This is a genomic window from Pedobacter zeaxanthinifaciens, from assembly GCF_003313335.1.
Classification (GTDB): Bacteria; Bacteroidota; Bacteroidia; order Sphingobacteriales; family Sphingobacteriaceae; genus Pedobacter; species Pedobacter zeaxanthinifaciens.
On the sequence record NZ_QMHP01000007.1, the window covers coordinates 77,555 to 97,327 of the forward strand.

General features: G+C 44.5%; 23 protein-coding genes and 1 tRNA gene. 14 read left to right on the plus strand and 10 right to left on the minus strand.

Annotation, left to right across the window (positions count from 1 at the left end):
• Positions 1 to 67 precede the first annotated feature (67 nt).
• From DUT68_RS12355 to DUT68_RS12380, 6 genes are all read left to right on the plus strand, one after another.
• Positions 68 to 841, plus strand: a complete 774-nt coding sequence (locus DUT68_RS12355; protein ID WP_113638618.1) for a conjugative transposon protein TraJ — start codon at positions 68 to 70, stop codon at positions 839 to 841.
• Between the two features lie 18 nt (positions 842 to 859).
• Entirely contained in the window at positions 860 to 1,477 is a 618-nt protein-coding gene (traK, locus tag DUT68_RS12360) for a conjugative transposon protein TraK (protein WP_113638516.1), read from the plus strand.
• A 4-nt stretch (positions 1,478 to 1,481) separates the two neighbouring features.
• Entirely contained in the window at positions 1,482 to 1,697 is a 216-nt protein-coding gene (locus DUT68_RS12365; protein ID WP_113638517.1) for a hypothetical protein, read from the plus strand.
• Between the two features lie 30 nt (positions 1,698 to 1,727).
• Positions 1,728 to 2,789 carry a conjugative transposon protein TraM gene (locus DUT68_RS12370; RefSeq protein ID WP_113638518.1) on the plus strand — a complete coding sequence of 354 codons (1,062 nt, stop codon included), beginning with the start codon at positions 1,728 to 1,730 and terminating at the stop codon, positions 2,787 to 2,789.
• Positions 2,786 to 4,453, plus strand: coding sequence for a hypothetical protein (locus DUT68_RS12375; protein ID WP_113638519.1), 1,668 nt, complete (start codon positions 2,786 to 2,788; stop codon positions 4,451 to 4,453). The genes DUT68_RS12370 and DUT68_RS12375 overlap by 4 nt, the downstream gene beginning before the upstream one ends.
• Positions 4,454 to 4,571: 118 nt before the next feature.
• The gene (locus DUT68_RS12380; protein ID WP_113638520.1) at positions 4,572 to 4,748 is read left to right on the plus strand and encodes a histone H1; all 177 of its coding nucleotides are present in this window, start codon (positions 4,572 to 4,574) and stop codon (positions 4,746 to 4,748) included.
• Positions 4,749 to 4,893: 145 nt separating this feature from the next.
• Here DUT68_RS12380 and DUT68_RS12385 read toward each other — a convergent pair whose 3' ends face one another.
• The gene (locus DUT68_RS12385; RefSeq protein ID WP_113638521.1) at positions 4,894 to 6,015 is read right to left on the minus strand and encodes a hypothetical protein; all 1,122 of its coding nucleotides are present in this window, start codon (positions 6,013 to 6,015) and stop codon (positions 4,894 to 4,896) included.
• Between the two features lie 1,027 nt (positions 6,016 to 7,042).
• Here DUT68_RS12385 and DUT68_RS12395 point away from each other — a divergent pair.
• From DUT68_RS12395 to DUT68_RS12415, 6 genes are all read left to right on the plus strand, one after another.
• Entirely contained in the window at positions 7,043 to 7,612 is a 570-nt protein-coding gene (locus DUT68_RS12395; protein WP_113638523.1) for a hypothetical protein, read from the plus strand.
• A 59-nt stretch (positions 7,613 to 7,671) separates the two neighbouring features.
• Positions 7,672 to 7,806 carry a hypothetical protein gene (locus tag DUT68_RS18600; RefSeq protein WP_262510300.1) on the plus strand — a complete coding sequence of 45 codons (135 nt, stop codon included), beginning with the start codon at positions 7,672 to 7,674 and terminating at the stop codon, positions 7,804 to 7,806.
• A 76-nt stretch (positions 7,807 to 7,882) separates the two neighbouring features.
• Positions 7,883 to 8,059, plus strand: coding sequence for a hypothetical protein (locus DUT68_RS12400; protein WP_157960859.1), 177 nt, complete (start codon positions 7,883 to 7,885; stop codon positions 8,057 to 8,059).
• Positions 8,056 to 8,535: a J domain-containing protein gene (locus tag DUT68_RS12405; RefSeq protein ID WP_113638525.1), complete on the plus strand. Its 480-nt coding sequence runs from the start codon at positions 8,056 to 8,058 to the stop codon at positions 8,533 to 8,535. Before DUT68_RS12400 ends, DUT68_RS12405 begins: the two co-directional genes overlap by 4 nt.
• A gap of 40 nt (positions 8,536 to 8,575) precedes the next feature.
• Positions 8,576 to 9,361 (plus strand): DUF3560 domain-containing protein, encoded by a 786-nt coding sequence (locus DUT68_RS12410; RefSeq protein ID WP_113638526.1) that lies wholly within the window; start codon positions 8,576 to 8,578, stop codon positions 9,359 to 9,361.
• Positions 9,351 to 9,785 (plus strand): hypothetical protein, encoded by a 435-nt coding sequence (locus DUT68_RS12415; RefSeq protein ID WP_237088332.1) that lies wholly within the window; start codon positions 9,351 to 9,353, stop codon positions 9,783 to 9,785. The genes DUT68_RS12410 and DUT68_RS12415 overlap by 11 nt, the downstream gene beginning before the upstream one ends.
• 432 nt (positions 9,786 to 10,217) lie before the next feature.
• Here the strand turns inward: DUT68_RS12415 and DUT68_RS12425 are convergent, their stop codons facing one another.
• The 7 genes from DUT68_RS12425 to DUT68_RS12455 all read right to left on the minus strand — a co-directional run bounded on the left by DUT68_RS12425 (position 10,218) and on the right by DUT68_RS12455 (position 15,605).
• The gene (locus tag DUT68_RS12425; protein ID WP_113638528.1) at positions 10,218 to 10,505 is read right to left on the minus strand and encodes a helix-turn-helix domain-containing protein; all 288 of its coding nucleotides are present in this window, start codon (positions 10,503 to 10,505) and stop codon (positions 10,218 to 10,220) included.
• Between the two features lie 73 nt (positions 10,506 to 10,578).
• Positions 10,579 to 11,058, minus strand: coding sequence for a hypothetical protein (locus DUT68_RS12430; protein WP_157960860.1), 480 nt, complete (start codon positions 11,056 to 11,058; stop codon positions 10,579 to 10,581).
• Between the two features lie 91 nt (positions 11,059 to 11,149).
• Positions 11,150 to 12,361, minus strand: coding sequence for a site-specific integrase (locus DUT68_RS12435; RefSeq protein WP_113638530.1), 1,212 nt, complete (start codon positions 12,359 to 12,361; stop codon positions 11,150 to 11,152).
• Between the two features lie 247 nt (positions 12,362 to 12,608).
• A tRNA-Asp gene (locus DUT68_RS12440) sits at positions 12,609 to 12,682 on the minus strand.
• 174 nt (positions 12,683 to 12,856) lie between these two features.
• Complete coding sequence (prfA, locus tag DUT68_RS12445; protein ID WP_113638531.1) at positions 12,857 to 13,930, minus strand: peptide chain release factor 1; 1,074 nt, start codon at positions 13,928 to 13,930, stop codon at positions 12,857 to 12,859.
• 128 nt (positions 13,931 to 14,058) lie between these two features.
• On the minus strand, positions 14,059 to 14,817 hold the full coding sequence (locus DUT68_RS12450; RefSeq protein ID WP_198659592.1) for a hypothetical protein: 759 nt from the start codon (positions 14,815 to 14,817) through the stop codon (positions 14,059 to 14,061).
• Positions 14,818 to 14,861: 44 nt separating this feature from the next.
• Positions 14,862 to 15,605 carry a UDP-2,3-diacylglucosamine diphosphatase gene (locus tag DUT68_RS12455; protein WP_113638533.1) on the minus strand — a complete coding sequence of 248 codons (744 nt, stop codon included), beginning with the start codon at positions 15,603 to 15,605 and terminating at the stop codon, positions 14,862 to 14,864.
• 285 nt (positions 15,606 to 15,890) lie between these two features.
• Between DUT68_RS12455 and DUT68_RS12460 the strand changes: the two genes are divergently transcribed.
• Together DUT68_RS12460 and DUT68_RS12465 are read left to right on the plus strand one after the other, a co-directional pair.
• Positions 15,891 to 16,901, plus strand: coding sequence for an NAD(P)/FAD-dependent oxidoreductase (locus DUT68_RS12460; RefSeq protein ID WP_113638534.1), 1,011 nt, complete (start codon positions 15,891 to 15,893; stop codon positions 16,899 to 16,901).
• Between the two features lie 22 nt (positions 16,902 to 16,923).
• Positions 16,924 to 17,250 (plus strand): 2Fe-2S iron-sulfur cluster-binding protein, encoded by a 327-nt coding sequence (locus DUT68_RS12465; RefSeq protein ID WP_113638535.1) that lies wholly within the window; start codon positions 16,924 to 16,926, stop codon positions 17,248 to 17,250.
• Positions 17,251 to 17,656: 406 nt separating this feature from the next.
• Here DUT68_RS12465 and DUT68_RS12470 read toward each other — a convergent pair whose 3' ends face one another.
• Complete coding sequence (locus DUT68_RS12470; protein WP_113638536.1) at positions 17,657 to 19,348, minus strand: S41 family peptidase; 1,692 nt, start codon at positions 19,346 to 19,348, stop codon at positions 17,657 to 17,659.
• A 173-nt stretch (positions 19,349 to 19,521) separates the two neighbouring features.
• Entirely contained in the window at positions 19,522 to 19,737 is a 216-nt protein-coding gene (locus DUT68_RS12475; protein WP_113638537.1) for a hypothetical protein, read from the minus strand.
• Between the last annotated feature and the right edge of the window lie 36 nt (positions 19,738 to 19,773).

The window sequence follows — 19,773 nt, forward strand, 5'->3', positions numbered from 1 at the left end:
AGAGCCGTATACCTGGAGACAGGTACGTGCGGTTCGGAGGAGAGGGCTTGGAAACCTACCACAGTTAATGTGGCAAGGCGCTGGGCTCTTATCCTACCGCTACACGCATCCCAAGGACCCCGAGCGCAGCGATGAAGGCTTTTTTGAGGGCATCGGCAACGACATCAAGTTCTGGATGGACAAGCAGTCCTACAATTTCCGCAACAGCATCAAGGAATGGATGAGCCAGGTATTGCAGGTCATCTTTGCAGCTGCTTCTTTGTGCATAAATACCATCCGAACCTTTTACCTCATCATCTTGGCAATCCTCGGCCCGCTGGTCTTCGGCTTTGCGGTCTTCGACGGGTTCGGACAGACCCTGACCCAATGGATGGCACGCTATGTCAATGTCTTTTTGTGGCTGCCCGTGGCCAATATCTTCGGCAGCATCATCGGAAAGATACAGGAGAACATGCTCAGGATCGATATCGGACAGATTGGTGCCCAGGGCGATACCTTCTTCAGCGACACCGATATGGGATACCTTATTTTCCTCATCATTGGTATCGTGGGCTACTGCTCGGTACCGAACGTGGCGGGCTATATCGTCCATGCGGGCGGTGCCAATACGCTCCTGCAGAAAGTGACCAGTATGGTCTCCTCCGGTGCGGGAGCAGGCGGAGCAGTAGCAGCGGCTGGTGGAGGCAGGATGGCGCAGGGTGCTGGAAATATCTTGAGTGCGGGCAAACATATCGGCGAGGGCTATTCGGGCAAGGCCGAGGGTACGGGAACGCATGGTGCCGTAGGTCGGGCCCTGGGAAAAGCGGGCGGCTATATGCACGATAAACTGTCCGGGAATTAACCTTTAAATCTTTTAATCATGTTTACACAGTTCAGGAACATCGACACCGCCTTTAGGCACATCAGGACTTTCAGCATCTTTCTGATCCTGGCCAATGTAGCTAGCATGTGCTTCTGTATCTACAAGAGCTATGACATCGTGGACCGGGCACAGAATAGGATACATATCTTATATAACGGCAAGGTGCTGGAAGCGGTCGCATCGGACAAAAAGAGCAATCTGGAAGTGGAGCTCCGCGACCATATCAAGACCTTCCACCAGTATTTCTTTACGCTGAGTCCCGATGACAAGGCGATACAGGCCACCATGTCAAGGGCGCTCTATCTGGCCGATGAATCGGGCAAGAAACAATATGACAACCTTCGCGAATCTGGCTATTACAACAACCTCATTTCTGCCAATATTTCCCAGGAGATTAGTGTAGATAGCACCAGATTGGATATTGACCAGTACCCCTATGCCTTTACCTGCTACGCTACCCAAAGGCTGGTTCGCTCCAGCAGTACCCTCGTGCGCAGGCTGGTCACCCAGGGCAGGGTGCGCGACATCAAGAGCCAAACGGACAACAATCCGCACGGTTTTCTGGTGCAGAACTGGGAGATACTCGTCAACCAGGATGAACCTTTAAAGCCTTGACAAGATGAAGCTATTTAAAAAGAAAAGGGAAGCGCTGTCCAGTGATGAGCTTGCCGGAAAGATTGCGGGAAAGATCATTTCGGTGCAGCAGCGTGTGGCCAGCTATCTCAACAGCAAGGCAGGACGGCTTTCGGGCAGGAAACTGCTTTATGGGCTGATGGCGTTTTGCCTGATATTCGGAGGTTACCTCTTGTACCTGCTCTATAGCGCCATCAGTTAACAGATTATTCACCATTTAATATTATATCGTATGGAAAAAAAGAAAAGGGACAAGCGGAAGCTACTTTTGGTACTGCCGCTACTTGTCATCCCCTTCCTTGCACTGGGCTTCTATGCCCTTGGCGGTGGAGGCGGAAATGCAGCTGCCAACTCTGAAGGTTTAGGGGCTGGTATCAACACCTCTCTGCCCGATGCCAGCTTCAAGGGAAAAGAGGAGCCCAAGGATAAGATGGGCTTTTACAGGCAGGCCGAACGTGATAGTTCGGGCAATAAGGACGATAACGGCATCAAGGCCGTGGCCGACCGATTGGGCTTTGCAGGGCAGGAAGAAGACCCGCAGACCAGGGCCATCAACGAAAAGCTGAAGGCGCTGAATGTGGAAATGACCAGGCCTGCACCGGTTGCGGGGTATGCGGGTGCCGCTAACGGCACAAGGCCACAGCCAGCATCCATGAAGGGCGATGTGGACAGGTTAGAGGCACTGATGAAGACCATGCAATCTGGCGGCAAGGGCGACGACCCCGAAATGGCCCAGCTCGCTTCGATGATGGACAAGATTATTGCCATACAGAACCCTAATCTGGTCCAGGAGCAGCTGAAACAGTTGCCCGTTGTGCCAGATAGTGCCTTTAGGGCCATACCAGCGGTCATCGAGGGCAACCAGAAAGTGGCTCAGGGAGCGGTGGTCAAGCTGCGCTTAACGGATACCCTACGCATCAAGAATATATTGGTACCGAAAAACCAATTGCTGTTCGGTGCCTGTAACATCACCAACCAAAGGCTATTGCTCAATATCAGGCATATCCGATTGGGCAGCTCCATCATTCCCGTAGACCTATCGGTGTTCTCGCTGGATGGCCTGATTGGTATCGATGCGCCAGAGGCCGAGTTGGGCGAGGCTGCCGGAAACGGTGCTTCATCGGCATTACAGGGGATGCAGCTATTGACGATGGAGCAGTCCCTAGGTGTACAGGCCGCAGGCGCGGGGATAGATGCGGCAAAGAACCTTTTGAGCAGAAAGGTCAAGCGCATCAGGGTCAAGTTGAAGGGCGGCCAGCAGGTACTGCTGCGCAATAACGAGCACAGGCCATGACACCGATGATGGAAATGAGGCAGAACATTGCCCAACTGCTGGACGACCTTAGGGCGATAGGACTGTACAGCGAGGAACTGGAAAAACGGATAGAAGATTTCTACGACGACCCGACGAGCTTTGACCAAGTGTCGGCTTCGAGGTACTTCGGTAGCGAAAAGGCCAACTTTGAGCTCTATCTGGGCTTTGAGCCCGATGGCCGCCTTTCATTGGACGGCTATGCCCTGCTGCTACCCGCACAGCATCCACTTCCCATTCACTTTGTGTACAACGGTGTCGACAGCAAGCTTTTGGAAGATGAGATAAGTATCATAGATTGGAGCAAGCATCCCGGGGGAAGGCTACGGAGCGATTACCAAATGTCCGATGAACTGACTGCAAGAATGGATTTGGTATTCAAGGACATCTACCGTTTTTCGGTACCGGACCCCAAAAGGCCCAACGAGGACCACCATCGGGCACAGGACATCACGGACTACCTAATGTACACCTACTTTAGGGATACCCCTTTGCAGGCCGCCATCATCGAGGGCAACCCCACTCGCATGGAACTGTTCTACAGGCAGGTGCCCTTTCCACCTTCGGTGCGAACGGGCGTGGTGGGTAAAGTGATGGGCAATATGTCCGAACTGGAGAAATTAAGCGCCTTGGCGCATTCCGATAACATTAAAGATAAACAGACCATGAATTTGAACAACCGAGACGATCTCAGAGATGAGATGAGAATGTTGGGCTTCAGCGAAAAGCTGATAGCCCAGATGGAAGAAAACATGAAAAAGGACGTGCCACTCTTCAAACTGCACGAGACCATTAACGGCACCAGGGGACGTGTTGACCTGAGCCTGGAGTTCAAGCAGTCGGGACAGTCCGACTTCTATTATTTCAACCGCTACGAGGCTACCCTGAACAAGGGCAAGGCACTGGAAGAGGGACAGCAGTACTTTGTCATTACCCCGCCAAGGGACGGCAAGCCACAGTTCAAACCTGTTGGCAACGTGGTCGAGGCCATCGAACTGTTCAAGGCGCAGAAGGGCGACAGTGCCCTGTCCGTTGGCAAAAAGTTCGAAGACAGCCAGCAGCTGGCACTGATGGAGGGCGGCAAGGTCAACTATGTGGCCAAGGATTTCCAGTCGACCTACTATTCGCAGAACCTGCCACAGACTTTTTGGGTCGACCACGGCAAGGGCTTTACCGCCGAACAGGCCGCAAACCTGGTGCAGGGCCGTACCGTCTACCGTGACGACCTGTTGAGCAGGGACGGCGTACCCTATAAGGCATGGATGCAGCTCGATACCGACAAGGCGAGGGACAAACACAACAACCTTGGCTTCAAACAGTTCAACGACCCGTCCTATGGCTTCGACCTTTCCAAGGTGTTGGACAGTTTCAAGATCAAGGACATCGAAGACCCTGCCAAGCGCGAAAAACTGGAAACCTCATTGCGCAACGGCAACCGCCCGATGGTCACTGCCGTTAAGGACGGAAAGGAAATCAAACTCTTTGTGGAAGCGGCGGTACGCTATGGCAAGCTGAACTTTTATGATCTGGACGGCAAGCCCGAAAAGAGGGAGGCACTGATGAAGGAGACCGCCCTTTCGCAGAGTATGTCGCAAAGCAGGTCTAACGAGCAAAGGCAACAACAGAGCCAGGGGATGCGAATCTAGTGGTAATCGCCATTTATTTCACAAACAGAACTAATTCTATAAATAAACTATAATTTAGCTATATCGGAAAACTGTCTAATGGCAGTTTCCATAACATTAAAACTAATTTTAAATCAATATGGAAAAATTCGCAAAGGTAAAGGAACTGGTGGCCTCGATCGAAGAGGACGTAACCAAGTTCTACGAAAGGCACAACAGTGCTGCTGGTACGAGAGTAAGAAACAGTATGCAGCAATTGAAAGTGCTTGCTACGGACATACGCAAGGAAATCACCGAGCGCAAGAATGCAAAATAACAGCACATACTGTTTTGGGAGAAAGGCCGTGCCAATTTTGGTACGGCCTTTCCGTTTTTATTAGGATTAACCTTAATTTTACGACCTTGTAAGCCTCTTCCATTATCCATGACATTTTTTTTATGTTAATATTTGAGGCCATTTTTTAAAGGTACGGATGGACAGTATGAATTTCAAAACAATCCTCTGAAATAGTCAACGCAATATTTTTAAACCATTTCGAAGAAGGAAATGTCCTGACCTGCCTGCATTCGAAATTGCTAATCTGTTCTATGACCCCATATCTAATAAGGAAGACTTTATCAAAGAACTCAACAACCGTCCCCATTTGGACTACGTGGCCAGATAATGGAAAACCCAGGTCATCTAAGTCAAATGAAATGCCTCTGAAAGGTTTGAATTCACTTAACGTTTCCCTGTCACTTAAGTCATCCTTAAAGCGACTAAATAATACATTGCCCTTTCGTGTAATCGCAAATGAGTTGCCGAGCGAGTTAAATGTATAAATCACATCATCTTTTGGCGCGGCATGTTCAATGGTTTTCGTAAGAGAACGCTTTTCTGAACCGATCTCTGTAATTTTCATATTTCTATTACTGCCATCATCCACTGAAAAATTAATCCCTATGGTTTCCTTTTGTTCCTCGACCTTGTTAACAAAAAAACTGGCATCGGTCGAAGACTTGTAGTTCACAAAATTATATTGTGCCCAACCAGTACGCAGAGATGATTCATCAATCGGATCCTTATTAACGTTAGTACGATCCTCCCTAGAAACTATTGCTCCCAAAAAAAGTCCATCTCTGGCACTTACCAAGATGTTGCCAATACGTGGGTTTAAACCAATGGTTTTACTATCAAAGACTCTATTGAAGCCTTTTGAAGCAAGTGAAACACGATCGTCATTAAAGCCTAGCTGACATTCGAACAGACCATCACGATTTCCTAAGTATGCCCTTTCACCATATAGAACGAAATCCAGTGCCCCTTTTTCAGGCAATTCGCAGATTACTTTAAAGTCTTCAACATCAAGTTGAATTTCGCAAACCTTGTTAGACATACGATGCCAAAAGTTATCAAAAAATGTACGATAAGACTCGTCGTAATCAAATGTGCTTTTATTATGTAGGCTGTCGTTTTTAAACAGCAACTTTATCAATAATTCGTTTTCAGCAAGGGTATTGGTATAAAGGTACTTGTCAAAGAGTTTTTGATGGGAAATTGCTCGAAGTGTGTTATCCTTATTAAGAATAAAAAGTTGTCCCATGTAAAAGAAAGCATCTGTTACGGAACTGGCTAATCTGATAGTTATAGGTCTCAATATTTCCCCCTTTCTATTCTACTCCTTGTAAGGTCGGTTATATACTCCGCCTTAACCATTAAGTCCAAAAGTTCCTCACTTGGCGTATCATGTTTGGTAATACACCTTACTGGGTATCCATGCCAAGCGTCGCTACAATTTGAAGTTACAGGGAATTTAGCAACTTTTTGGCCATCCTGTCCCAGCATGACTTTGCCGTTGTCTATAATTGAGAAATAGCAATTGTTCTCATTACAGTACAGATGTTCTTCATGTGATTCTGCGTGAATAAATACCGAAAATTCTGCGTTCTCCTTAATGCACCAATTTGTACCCTCCGAATTTCGAGAGTTTACACCATGTTTTGGATTAGGCTTGTAGTAATAACTGTTTTTTGGGGAGGGCCCATATCTGCCGTCAGAATGTCTAATATTGGCTTGTATCATTGGTTAAGAGTCATTTAATTATTGAAGATATCTGTTTTTTCCGAAAGAACAAATAGGCTTTCCTAATCATATCGACTTGTTGCTATGTTTTAACCAAAGTTCCAAGCGAAAAGACATCTGCAAACGAACCTAAATAATACATCTACAGCTAGTTTTTGGCAAAACTTCTACTACCTCTGTTAGAAATACCCTCGGTCTTTTTGGTAGCAAATTTCTCAACAATCCACGATACCTAGTCAAGGCCAAGCCCCAAGGGGTTTGCTGAAAAAAAAATCTTCCCTGCTCGCTGCGCTCCCGAGGTATTTTTTTTCGCAAAGCCTTGCCTGTATCGTGGATTGGTTTAGGTGCGGTTGCCTATCAAAAAGACAGGAGGCTCCTGCCGACTGCCTTTATACTTAAAAGCGATAGCAGGATGAAAACGAGAAACGGCAGAAGCCCACCCACAGCACCCACCGCCCGAGCGGTCAGACCGCAGGGCATAGCGAGAACCGCCCTATTTGGGCAGATAGTGGAAATATTTATTGAACATAAACTAAAAATTAGACATCATGAAAACAATCGTAATCGGAAGCAAAGGAGTAGAAAACGCTACAGCACAGCACAAGGCAACAGATAAAAAGGCAATCCGTCCGGCAGTACCGGCAAGGGACAGCATTACGGGGCAGGTTATCGAAGAGCCGAAAGCCGAAGCCCCAAAACCGCAGGCGGAGAAGACCGAGCAGCCAAGGGAAACTGCAAAGCAGAACGCAGCGGCCCAAGCCCCAAAGGTAGAGCCGACCAAGACAGAGATTAAGGCACAGTTGAAAGAGGAAAAAGCACCGCTCAACCTTGACAGCACGATTAAATTAATCGAGACCCTACATCGCCGCAAAATCCAAAGGGATAAGCTATTGGATACCATCGGCACGTTGGAAGCCTTCGAGGTGGCACAGTTGGACGATGCCGAGGAGACCGACAGCAACCACTTTCAAGGTTGCATACTGACCATTGAGGACGACAAGGGCAAGGAGTTCAGCACCAAGAACCCTTTTATCATCAATGCCGTTGCCAAATACGTGAACACGCTCTGCGTGGACAAATTGGCTGAAATCGAGGGCGAAATCATTATCCCCAACTAAAACACAATGCCCCTGTGCCCGAGCACGGGGGCGTTCTTTGTTCCACTAATCCTAATATCATGGAAGAAGCATTTATCGAACACCTTGACCAGCTCTATTGGCAGGGCTACGGGGAAACGCTCAAAGAGGGCGACCAGCAAACCTATTATACACAGTTCATCGAATTTTCAACTAACCATGAATTACCCATATGAACCGTCAGCTCCATCTGACAATTAAAAACAAGATGATAAACAGATGAAATATGAAACCGTTTTTATCATGGTACGTGTGGCAGTCCACGCAGACCATAGCCAGTTATCGGACATCGTTAACGAGCTGGAAACGCAGTCTAAATTGACCCTAACCGATACGGCAAACATCAACGTGCTTGAAACCGAGATTTTGCTCTCTAGGGTTCGCAACGTGAAGAACATCCACCACACCCCAAAGCACGAACCCTTATGAAGTGGTTCGGGGAGTGCGCCACACTTGACCAGGTCAAGACACTATATAAACAGCTGGCAAAGCAGTACCACCCCGATGTTGGTGGAGATACCGCCACCATGCAGGAGGTGAACAGGGAATTCGCCTATATCAGCGCCCATTTTATCAAGGGGGCAAACCTATCGGAAGAGGAAACGGAGAAAGAAATCCTTTCTTCGGAAGCCTACCGTAAAGCGATTGGAGCCATTGCCCACCTTGGGGGCATCACCATCGAGCTTGTAGGCTGGTGGATTTGGGTAACGGGCGATACCTATGCCCACAGAAAGGCACTAAGGGAAGCGGGCTTGATGTTCGCCCCGAAAAAACTCGCTTGGTATTTCCGTACAGCGGAATACAAGGTCTCAAAGGGCGGTAAAAAATCATTGGACGAGATACGTGCGAAATATGGTAGCGAGGTGCTGCATGGCTCGAAGCCAAAAAACAGTTATATCCATTGACCTAAAGCGGAGGCGCAACCGTCCAAAGGGCGCATCTTTTATGAAACACGATTTTCAGCAGCGCAGGGAAAGGCGTATAGCCAACGCCAAAAGGTTGGCTAAAAAAAACGAAAGTGAGGCGGAAACGCTCTATAACTCCGCAAGGGAAATGGCAAGCTTTATACCGATGGGGCAGCCCATTCTGGTCGGACACCACTCCGAGAAAGCCGACCGCAGGTACAGGGATAAGATACACAACAAATTCGGCAAGTCCTTTGAAAAGATGGACAGGGCGGCATACTATGAAAGCAAGGCAGAAAGCATAGCCAACAACGATGCCATATCCTCTGACGACCCGAATGCCCTAGAAAAATTGGAGGAAAAACTAAAGTCGCTACAGGATGAACAGGAGTTCATGAAATCCGCTAACAGATACATCAAGAAAAAGGATAAAGATGGTTTCCTAAAGATTGCGAACGCAACGGAAAAACTATGGGAGGAACTGACCACCCCCAACGTGATGGGCTATATCGGCTTTGCATCCTACAGCCTTAGCAACAATAATGCAAACATCAGACAGGTGCAGAACCGTATCGCACAATTGAAAAACCATGCGGAAAGACAACAGATTGATAAGACCATTAACGGCATTAGCATTTTGGAGAACACGGAGGCCAACCGTTTGCAAATCATCTTTGAGGGCAAGCCATCGGAAGAAACAAGGAAACGGCTAAAAGCCCGAGGCTTCAGATGGTCGCCATCAGAGGGCGCATGGCAGCGGCACATCAGCAATGATGCCTATCATAGTGCCATGGCAATCGCTGAAAGTACCGACAATGAAAATTAAACCGATTATTAAACCAAAGGCGGGCTTCACAGCCCGCCCAAAACCTAAAGATATGAAAGCATTAGCGCAATTTGACAACAGGGACAAGCTAAGGTTGTTGCACGACCTTTTTCCCGAGGAAATAACGGCACTGCTCGACCACCTTTTGGCAGTCTGTTCGGATTTCAAGGAGAACAGGGAAGTTTATGCCAAGGAGTGGAACAACGACTTTATGCCCTTTGATTATTGGATGAACCTTTCCGAGGAGGCAGAGGCAATACTCAAGAAATACAGGACGGATATGGTAAGGAGCAGTCGGGTATTTTCCGACCAGTTAAGTTTTACCTATGCGGTGATATTCGTAAATGACCGCATCGTAAAGTATGCCGAAAGCCATAGTGATAATGAAAAATTCACACAGGCAGTAGCACTACTGTTCGAATAAAGTAAAACGGACATCTTTAAGACCTCATTTTCCCGCTTTGGTGGTGAAAATGAGGTCATTTTTTGCACGCGCTAAGTGCCTGAAATGTTCTTTCAAGAGAAGTAAAGGTATCCATATTGTTATAAATGGTCTTAACATACCTACTATCGAAATATCAAGCCCTTAGCAAATTGCCAAAGGCAACACGGCTGCCCTCGGTAGGGTGATAGGAGGGGAAGTATTGGATGTAACCATAGGCTACCAGTTCCTTGATGCACTTGTGGTAGGTGGCAATCGACCTGATCCTGGAAAGCGACATCAGTTCCCTTCTGCTCACCTTGATAGGCCGCAAGGTTTGCTCGGGTACCAATGAATAGACGGCAGCAATCAGCGACAAATGGCTGTTGTACAATCGCTCATCCTTTCCCAAGCGTTGTAGCACATCGGCAAATGCTACCTTTCCCATCTTTCCCTTCCCGTCTTGTTCTTTTCAAGTATGGCTAAGATATCCTCTCTTTTGTAAAAGTATATTTTGCCTACCCTGCTCGGCTGTAGTACACCATCAACCCGCAGGTTCTGGAGCGTTCCGGGAGATATATTGAGCATCTGCCTTACCTCTGCACTTCGTAGCCACTGACCTTTTTCGGTGGTGCCACCAATCTTTAGTTCTTCGAGCTTGTCAAAAAGCTCCCGCTTGAATAGCTCCAGGTCGCTTTTGGTAATTAAGTCTATCGCTGTCATAACATTTCTTTTCCGCTAAGATCAGAAGATGTAATACGGCAAATGAGGCACGCTGGTCTAGACCAATTAGATTTTAATCTGCTTCCCGTTTTGTGTCTACAAACATCCCATTATCCCTGTGGCAACTTTCATTAAAATAATATTCGTCTTTAGAGGCATCATAAATTACCCTGCCCTGCAAGCGAAGTTTACGATAAACCCGTTCCATTTCATCAGTACGGCCTTCATTAGGATATACTTTTACACGATTTGAACTGGAAACGATTCTCTTTCCACCATATTCCTCAAAGAGCACCGAAAGCATTGCTCCAGATATTCCTTTTCGGCTAACGGCCGAATTGTCAGGCCTTGATTGGTTTATAATCTTCACCTGGAACTCATTTTCAAAAACCTGTATCACAAATTCACCACCTTTTGGTTTATCACAGGACCTAACTACAAATTCCTCGACCTCACCATCGATTTCATTCTGGATGGTACTTTCGCCCTTTCTTCTTTCCCACGTAAAATACTCTTCTTCTTCTACGATAGGGTTTATGATTTTTATCTTCATATCCATACAATATCCTGTCGAGCTTTACTTTTAAATACTATAAATATTTTTTAAAAAAAATGTGCGGAACCTGCCGCACATTTAAAGATCATTAGGCCAGTTTCATCTTCAGCCTTTCCATGTCCGCACCTATTTTCTGGTCCATTACCTTGGCATAGATCTGTGTCGTCTTTATGCTGGTATGACCCAACATCTTCGACACGCTCTCTATGGGCACACCATTGTTAAGGGTGACGGTAGTGGCAAAGGTATGGCGTGCAATATGAAAGGTCAACGGCTTTTCAATTTGGCACAATATTGCAATCTCCTTGAGATAGGCATTCATCTTCTGGTTGCTCATTACAGGCAGAAGCGAATTTGCGACTTGGCACCTGACATCATCATGGTATTTTTCGATGATTTCCATAGCTGCGGGAAGCACCGGAATACGGGACAGCGTGTCCGTCTTTTTACGGTGCGTAAAAATCCATCGGTTGCCGTCTGCGCCCTCTACCAGTTCCTCCCTTTTGAGCTTGAATACGTCAGCATACGCAAGTCCAGTATAGCAACAGAAAACAAACACATCCCTTACCACGGCCAGGCGTTCGATTGTAAATTCCTTTGCCTTCAGCCGATCGAGCTCTTCCAGATTGACCACCTGCCTATCGACCTGCTTGGCCTTTGGCTTGTAATTGATATAAGGGTCTACCGTAAGCCAGCCATTGCCCAGACAGATACGGATAACCTTGCCCAAGTTCTTCAGGTATTTGATGGTACAGTTGTTCCCGTTTTTTCTGACGCTCCTTAGGTAGTAGTCAAAATCCTCCAAAAAAGTATAGCTGATCTTAGAAACAGGAATGTCGGAAATACCATATCTGGACTTCATAAAATCTTTGACGTGGCTAAGGCATGTTTCATACCTGCCCAGCGTACTCTTTTCGTACTCCTGTCCCAACAATGACCTCATCTTATCGTTATGGTCCGTGAAAACAGCGATCAATGTACGTGCTTTTTCCACCTTGCCCAGGAAACGGTTCTTTAGTGTTTCGGCGGTGAGCAGCTCTTCATTCAGCGCCATCAGCCTATAGAGTTCCTCTGCCTTGGTCTGCATCCTGTCCAGTTGTGAATTGATGGTACGGGCCTCTTCACGGCTACCGAGCATACGCCCCTCTTTGGTATCCCATTTCTCTGCCGTACAGCTTTTATTGGTGGAAATTTCTGCCCTCTGGCCCTCTACGGTAAAGCGCAGGTAGATTTTGATGGGCCCCTTGGTTTTCGCATTTCGCTTTTTTAGGTAAAAAAGCAGGTTGACATTTGTAATCATCTCAAATGAAATTAGGTGAACAAAATTGTTAATTTATCCACTGGCAGTCAAGATGTTTAGCTGTTGAACAAGCTGTACAACAATGCGTTAAGGTGTTTCTGGTGAGCGTTTTATAATTTTTCGGATGCTCACCGAAATGCTCACCAGAAGCATGTGTTTTTATGTATATTTTGGTGATATCCTAGAAACAAAAAAGCCCTTAAACATGACATTTAAGGGCTTTTAGTGCTTTTTGATACTTTAAAAGCGGTCCGGACGGGACTCGAACCCGCGACCTCCGCCGTGACAGGGCGGCATTCTAACCAGCTGAACTACCGAACCGTTTTCCTTACTTTCAGACGTCCGTCTTTCCGTTTGGGTTTGCAAATATAGCTTGATTTATTTGTTTTGCAATAAAAATTTTAAATTATTTATAACAAGCTGTCTTTCAGTGATAAAATTTTAAATCCATAAAATTAAATCTTCCCTACTCCCTACGTTTTTAACGAAAGCGGCCTAATTAACTGCTCCCTCTTTCATTTTTTCTGCATTTTCAGCAAACTGCAGCTTATCAATCAGCTCTTGGATTTCACCATCCATAATAGCTGGCAAGTTATAAAGCGTTAAGCCAATACGGTGATCGGTAACACGTCCTTGAGGGTAATTGTAGGTTCTGATCTTTGCCGATCTATCTCCCGTTGAAACCATCGTTTTACGTTTAGCCGCAATATCACCATGTTTTTTCTGTACTTCTAAATCATACAACTTGGAGCGCAACATTTCCATGGCCAGCTCACGATTGGCCAACTGCGAACGTTCCACCTGACAAACTACCACAATACCCGATGGCCTGTGCGTTAATTGCACCTTCGTTTCTACCTTATTTACGTTCTGTCCACCAGCACCGCCCGATCGAGAGGTTTGCAAATCCACATCAGCTGGGTTAATGTATACATCCACCTCCTCAGCCTCTGGCAACACCGCTACCGAAGCCGCCGAAGTATGCACACGTCCCTGCGTTTCTGTATCAGGCACACGCTGCACACGGTGTACACCACTTTCATACTTCAAGGTACCGTACACATCATCTCCGCTCACCTTCAACACCACCTCTTTGTAACCTCCGGCAGTACCTTCAGTTACATCCATTACCTCCACTTTCCAGCCTCTTGTATCAAAATAGCGAGTATACATCCGGTACAAATCGCCCGCAAAAAGCGCAGCCTCATCACCGCCGGTACCACCTCTAATCTCAAACACCGCGTTTTTAGCATCTTCTGGGTCTTTCGGAATCAACATCAATCTAATGCGCTCCTCCATTTCCTCCTGCTGCACCAACAAAATATCCTGCTCCTCCTTCGCCATTTCACGCATCTCAGGATCTTTCTCGTTGCTTAAAATATCTTTATTGGCCTCAATGTTGCTCATTACGTTTTTGTACACCTTGTACTCCTCTACAATCTTCGTAAGGTCCTTATACTCCTTGTTAAGGGCAGCAAAACGCTTCATGTCCTGTATCACATCAGGATTACTCAATTGCTCTTCTACATCTTCCCAGCGCAACTTAATGGCTTCTAATTTATCTAACATATTTTTATAAGAAAATCACTTTCAATATTCCAATTAAAGCAAGCCCCGCTTTCCGCTACTCCCGATAAAATCGGGGATTCGCTTCAATCGGGTTTATTACACTAAAAACAGTGCAAAAATGACACGCTTTAATTATCGGACAGCAAAAATACGGCTTTTTCGCTTAACACCGCAATTAATTTATTGCCCACCGCAACCTGCTTAATTGGCAATGTTATAGGCATCTTTTGCTTGCTACTCTCCAAACTACCAGGCTGATATTTGAACAGTTCAGCACCCTTAAAGTAAACAATGGTATTGCTGGTAATGTTGAAATCGGAGAGACTATCAATTGGCAAATCCTTAACGAAAGCACCAAACCTGTCAAATTGCAGTATACCTCCACTTTTGCGCTGCAAAAATACGTATTGGTCAGATGCTACAATCTTCCTTGCATCCACCACTTCATCAAACAGCTGAAACAAACTTGCCGACCTAATATCTTCTGTAAAATTACTACTAAGTTTGATCAGCACATTGGCGGTTCTATCGAAAATCCAAAGACTGTTATTATTTCCCGATGCCACTGCTGACACCAATAAGTTGCCATTTTTGGCGAAGGAGTAATTGGCAATTTCGTTCAAATTATTATTTAAAACCATCACCTGCTGAAAATCGGCATAAAACAAAACGATGCGCAAAGGATCCGAGACATCAACACTTTGCAGTCTACCAAACCTATTGTTGCTATAGCGCCATTTTAGCTTGCCAGTCCTATCGTATTTCAACAACTCGTCCCTTTCTGATAAGAGATAAATATTATCCAAGTTATCAACATAAACCGACTTGGCAACCGTATCAATTTGGGCTACTTGTTTCAATTGCGCATTGGCTGTGCTATTTTGCAACAGCACCACAATTAAACAATTACACAACAGAACAATTAACCTTCTCATTTTTCGAAATACGCTAGCTTCAATGTTTCGCCATCAAACACACCGTACGAATTATAGTTTAACCACTCGCCAATGTTAATATACGTGCTGCTTTCGCTTAGTTTAATGGTTAAGGGTAAATGCCGATGTCCAAACACAAAATAATCAAAATGCTGCTTGCTCAATTGCTCTTTTGCATAAACTGCCAGCCATTCCTTATCCTCTCCTACAAACACCTCTTCGGTTTTGCTGGCCGCCCTGCTATGCGCCGACCAACCATTGGCAATGCCCATACCAATACGAGGAGGAACCATTCCAAACAACCATTGGCATATTGGGTTTCTGAAAATCTTCCTTAAAAATTTATATTTTCTATCTCCGGGACCTAAACCATCACCATGGTGCAAAAAAAACTTCTTACCATTTCGCTCAATCAGCAATTCATCGCTAATTATCTCCATCCCTATTTCCTGAGTAAAATAATCTTTCACCCACATATCATGATTGCCCTTGAAGAAATAGATTTTTATGCCGCTATCCGCCATTTCGGCCAGCTTACCCTGCAACCGAACAAAACCCTTAGGCACAACATATTTGTATTCAAACCAAAAATCAAACACATCGCCCATTAAAAATAATTCGCCACAGGTAGGCTGTATAAAGTTCAACCACCTTACAATACGGTCTTCACGCCTTCTGCTCTCTGCATGGTTTGGAGAACCCAAGTGAAAATCCGATGCGAAATATATGTTCTTAGTCATGTAGGTTTCAAATTTACAATTTTAGATTTTAGATTATGGCATGTAATGAATTTGTAGGCTTGCATAAAAGTCGATTTAGATTTTTGCAGCTTTAAATTAAAGTCAGCAAACCAGCTCAAAACCAATAGATTTCAGTTTATTTTAAGCGCAGGCATTAAACATTAGCGGATGAAAAATGCTAAATCTATAGGATTTGTAGAAATTATTGCATTCTATCTAGAATTCATCTAAATAGCTGCATGTTTTTATAACTTAATTTTGTACTTTTGCACAAAATTTTTAAATATGATCTCTACTGATATAGCTATTATTGGCGCCGGACCGGTTGGTTTATTTGCAATTTTTGAAGCGGGTTTGTTAAAGATGCGTTGTCATTTAATTGATTATTTACCACAGGTGGGCGGTCAGCTATCAGAAATATATCCTAAAAAACCTATTTACGATATCCCTGGATTTCCTTCGGTTTTAGCGCAAGAGCTTATTGATAACTTAATGGAGCAGGCAAAACCTTTTCACCCAGGTTTTACTTTGGGCGAAAGAATTGAAGGTTTGGAAAAAAGAGGTGAAGCCGATTTTGTACTAACCACCAACATGGGAACCGTAATTGAGGCTAAGGTAGTAGTAATTGCTGGCGGATTAGGTTGTTTTGAACCTCGTAAACCTGCAGTTGCCGGATTGGAGAAATTTGAAAATGGCCGCGGTGTAAATTACATGATCTTGGATCCGGAGAAATACCGTGGTCAAAAAATGGTAATTGCTGGTGGCGGCGACTCGGCCTTGGACTGGACTATTTTCCTTGCAGAAGTATGTAGCGAATTAACCTTGGTACACCGTAGCGAAAGCTTTAGAGGCGCTCCAGACTCGGTAGCCAAAGTAATGGAACTAGCCGAAAAAGGCAAAATCAATTTGGTTTTAAACAGTAACCTTAACGCAGTACATGGCGAGGGTAAATTGGAAAGCGTTGAAATTATCCATAACAAAACGATGGAAACGATGAGCGTTGAAGCTGATCACTTGATTCCTTTATTTGGCTTGAGCCCTAAATTGGGACCAATTGAGCAATGGGGCTTAAACATCAGTAAAAGTGCCATCGAAGTAAATGTTGACGACTACTCGACCAATGTACCGGGAGTTTATGCCATTGGCGATATCAATACTTACACCAATAAATTGAAATTGATTTTATGTGGCTTCCACGAAGCTGCTTTAATGAGCCACAGCGCTTATCAGTACATGAACCCTGGTGTAAAATATACCATGAAATACACCACTGTTAACGGCGTAAGTGAATTTTAAGCATTAAAAACAGCAATCGAAAATGAGCGATATCAATATTACCGTAGAAGATAGAGAAGGCAATGTAGCTGAGCTGGTTGCCCCAACAGACATGGGCCTTAGCTTAATGGAATTTCTTAAAGCTAGCGAGTACGATGTTTTAGCAACCTGCGGCGGCATGGCTTTATGCGCTACCTGCTGTGTGGATGTACTTGAAGGTGAGGATAAGCTGAACGAAATGAGTGATGATGAGTACGCTATGCTTGATACACTTCCTGATTTATTACCAAACTCCAGATTAGCATGCCAACTACAGTTAAGCCCTGCAATGGAAGGCTTAAAGGTGAGGTTACATGCTATGGATTATTAGCCCCTCTCTGCCTTCGGCATCACTTTACTAAACAGCTAGTTAATGTGAGTACTGCTCTCACCCAGCTCAACTGACCCCGAAATGAATTCAGCGTGACGGGTTTATGAGTGTATTGCTCTGACCACATCATACCTGCAAAGAAAAATTTATGCAGTATTTAATCAACTTTTTAATAGAAGAAATGATTAAGATATTGGCAGACAACATTACATACGCTAATTAAGAAGCAAATAACCCACTTTACGCTGAAAAATTAACGTATAGATAGTTCCTTTAAAACATTTTCATTAACACATTAATCATCGCTCCTCTCTCCCTTTGAGGGAGAGATGTCCTTAGGACAGAGAGGGTACTTCGCAAACATTTAAAATCTACGAGGCCATATTTAAAAAAAATATGATTGAATCTAATTTGACGATTCGTTTGCCTTTAATGTTGGGCTGCCAATGGTTTTGTAATTGCCATCGCCTTTTAAAATAGCCAGCATTTGATTTTGGTTATGGAATAAAGACTTCGCTTTAGCAATTTCCTTATCGTACTGAAAAGCCTGCTCTATCCGCCCTTTTTCTTGATAATAACGACTGATGATCTGGGTTTCCAATGCCCTTTTAATCTCTAGCTTATGAGCAGCTAAATCGTTCTTCTTGGCATTCGCTATTTTTGCTTTCAAAGCTTCTAAATCAGCCTTAACTGGCGATTTTTCATCTCTATCCACTTCTTTTTTCAATTCGTTAATCAGGCGTTCGCTTTTGGAAACATAGCTATAATCTTTATTACCTAAAGAAGCAATGAACTGACCATATTGTGTATCTGAAATTTGAAAATCTTTAGCGGAGGCTACAGTTTGGTTGTTCTTTTTAAAAGCATTGGCATAATCAAAAAATAGGTTTTTGTTCAATAATGATATAGTTACAGGACTATACTTATCAGCTTCAATAAATACATCCGGATAAATTCCAGCACCATCGTAAACGGTACGACCCGCTTTGGTGCCAAAAGCTTTCAAGGTACTATCTGCAAATTTCTGCACTGAACCGTCCTGTTTACGGTGTGCATAGTCCAATGCTTGGATACATCGCCCAGATGGCGTATAATATTTAGCCACAGTAACCTTTACCAAGCTGTTATAAGGCAAATTAAAGGTTTGCTGCACCAACCCCTTGCCGTAACTGCGTTGGCCCACTACAATGCCCCTATCAAGGTCTTGGAAAGCGCCTGCCACAATTTCTGAAGCTGAAGCTGATGAACCGTTAATTAAAACCACAACGGGTAACGTTGGTGCAATAGCATTGGCCATCGTTCTGTAGCTGATACTTTTTTCGGGGTTGCGGCCTTTTTGGGTAACCACCAATACGTTTTTATCTACAAATAAATTGATGATTTTTACTGCTTCCTGCAAAATACCACCGCCGTTGTTTCTCAAATCCAAAATCAATCCCCTTGGTTTTTGCTTATTGATGCTTTCCAGTGCCTCTTTAACTTCTTGACCCGAATTTTCTAAAAATTTATCTAAGCGGATATAGCCTATCTGCTCATCAAGCATGCCGTAATATGGCACATTTTTCTGCTTAATTTCTTCCCTTATCAACGATTTTTCGAGGGTTTTACCATCTCGCAACAAGGTTAGGCTAACCGGCGTACCCTTTGGTCCTCGCAGTAACTGGCTAATTTGGCTCCTATCTTTTCCAGTTGTTTCAACGCCGTTAATCTTCAAAATCTGATCTCCAGGCTGTACATCGGCTTTGTAGGACGGATACCCTTCGCTTACCTCGTTAACAAACAACTTACCATCAATAGTGAGGGTGCCAGCGCCTATGCCACCATATTGGGTACTCACATATTTCAGTTTGTAATCTTCAATTTCCGATTCAGGGACATATTCTGTATAAGGATCCAAGCTACTCAACATGGCATCAATCCCATTTCGCATCAACTCTGATGGATTAGTTTCATCTACGTAATTGATATTGATTTCCTTGTACAAAGAGGCAAATACATCCAAGTTTTTTGAAACCTGAAAAAGATCTTCTTTAAAAGCTAAGGTAAATGTGGTAATTACTAAGATGGCACCCAGCAGCGCTATTTTTACTCTCTTCATGAAATCAGGTTTAAGTGAAATTCAATGAAAACCAAGTTGCCATTGAACCGCATCAGCTATGTACAACAACGCATTGTCGCACAAATTGAGAAGTAAATTTAATAAACCCTTGCGATTTTTCAAACCAAAGGGCTATGGTATTGGAAAAGGTAATGTAAAGATTTGGAGATAGGCTATAACCTATTCCCGTCAGGATCCGCCAGCGCCTTACGAATTGTAAATTCGATATAAGCAGCATCACGGTTTACCAACTTAGCCAAAGTATGCACCAATTGGTCTTCTTGCCCTGGAGTAAAAGCAATTTCTACTGCAGCTAATTCGCGGTATTTCCTTAAAAACTTTGTTTTTACTTTTTGCCAAGTTTCCGTTGTAAGAGTAAAATTTGCCATTGGTGAAAAGATTATGCTTGCAAAAATAGCATTTTT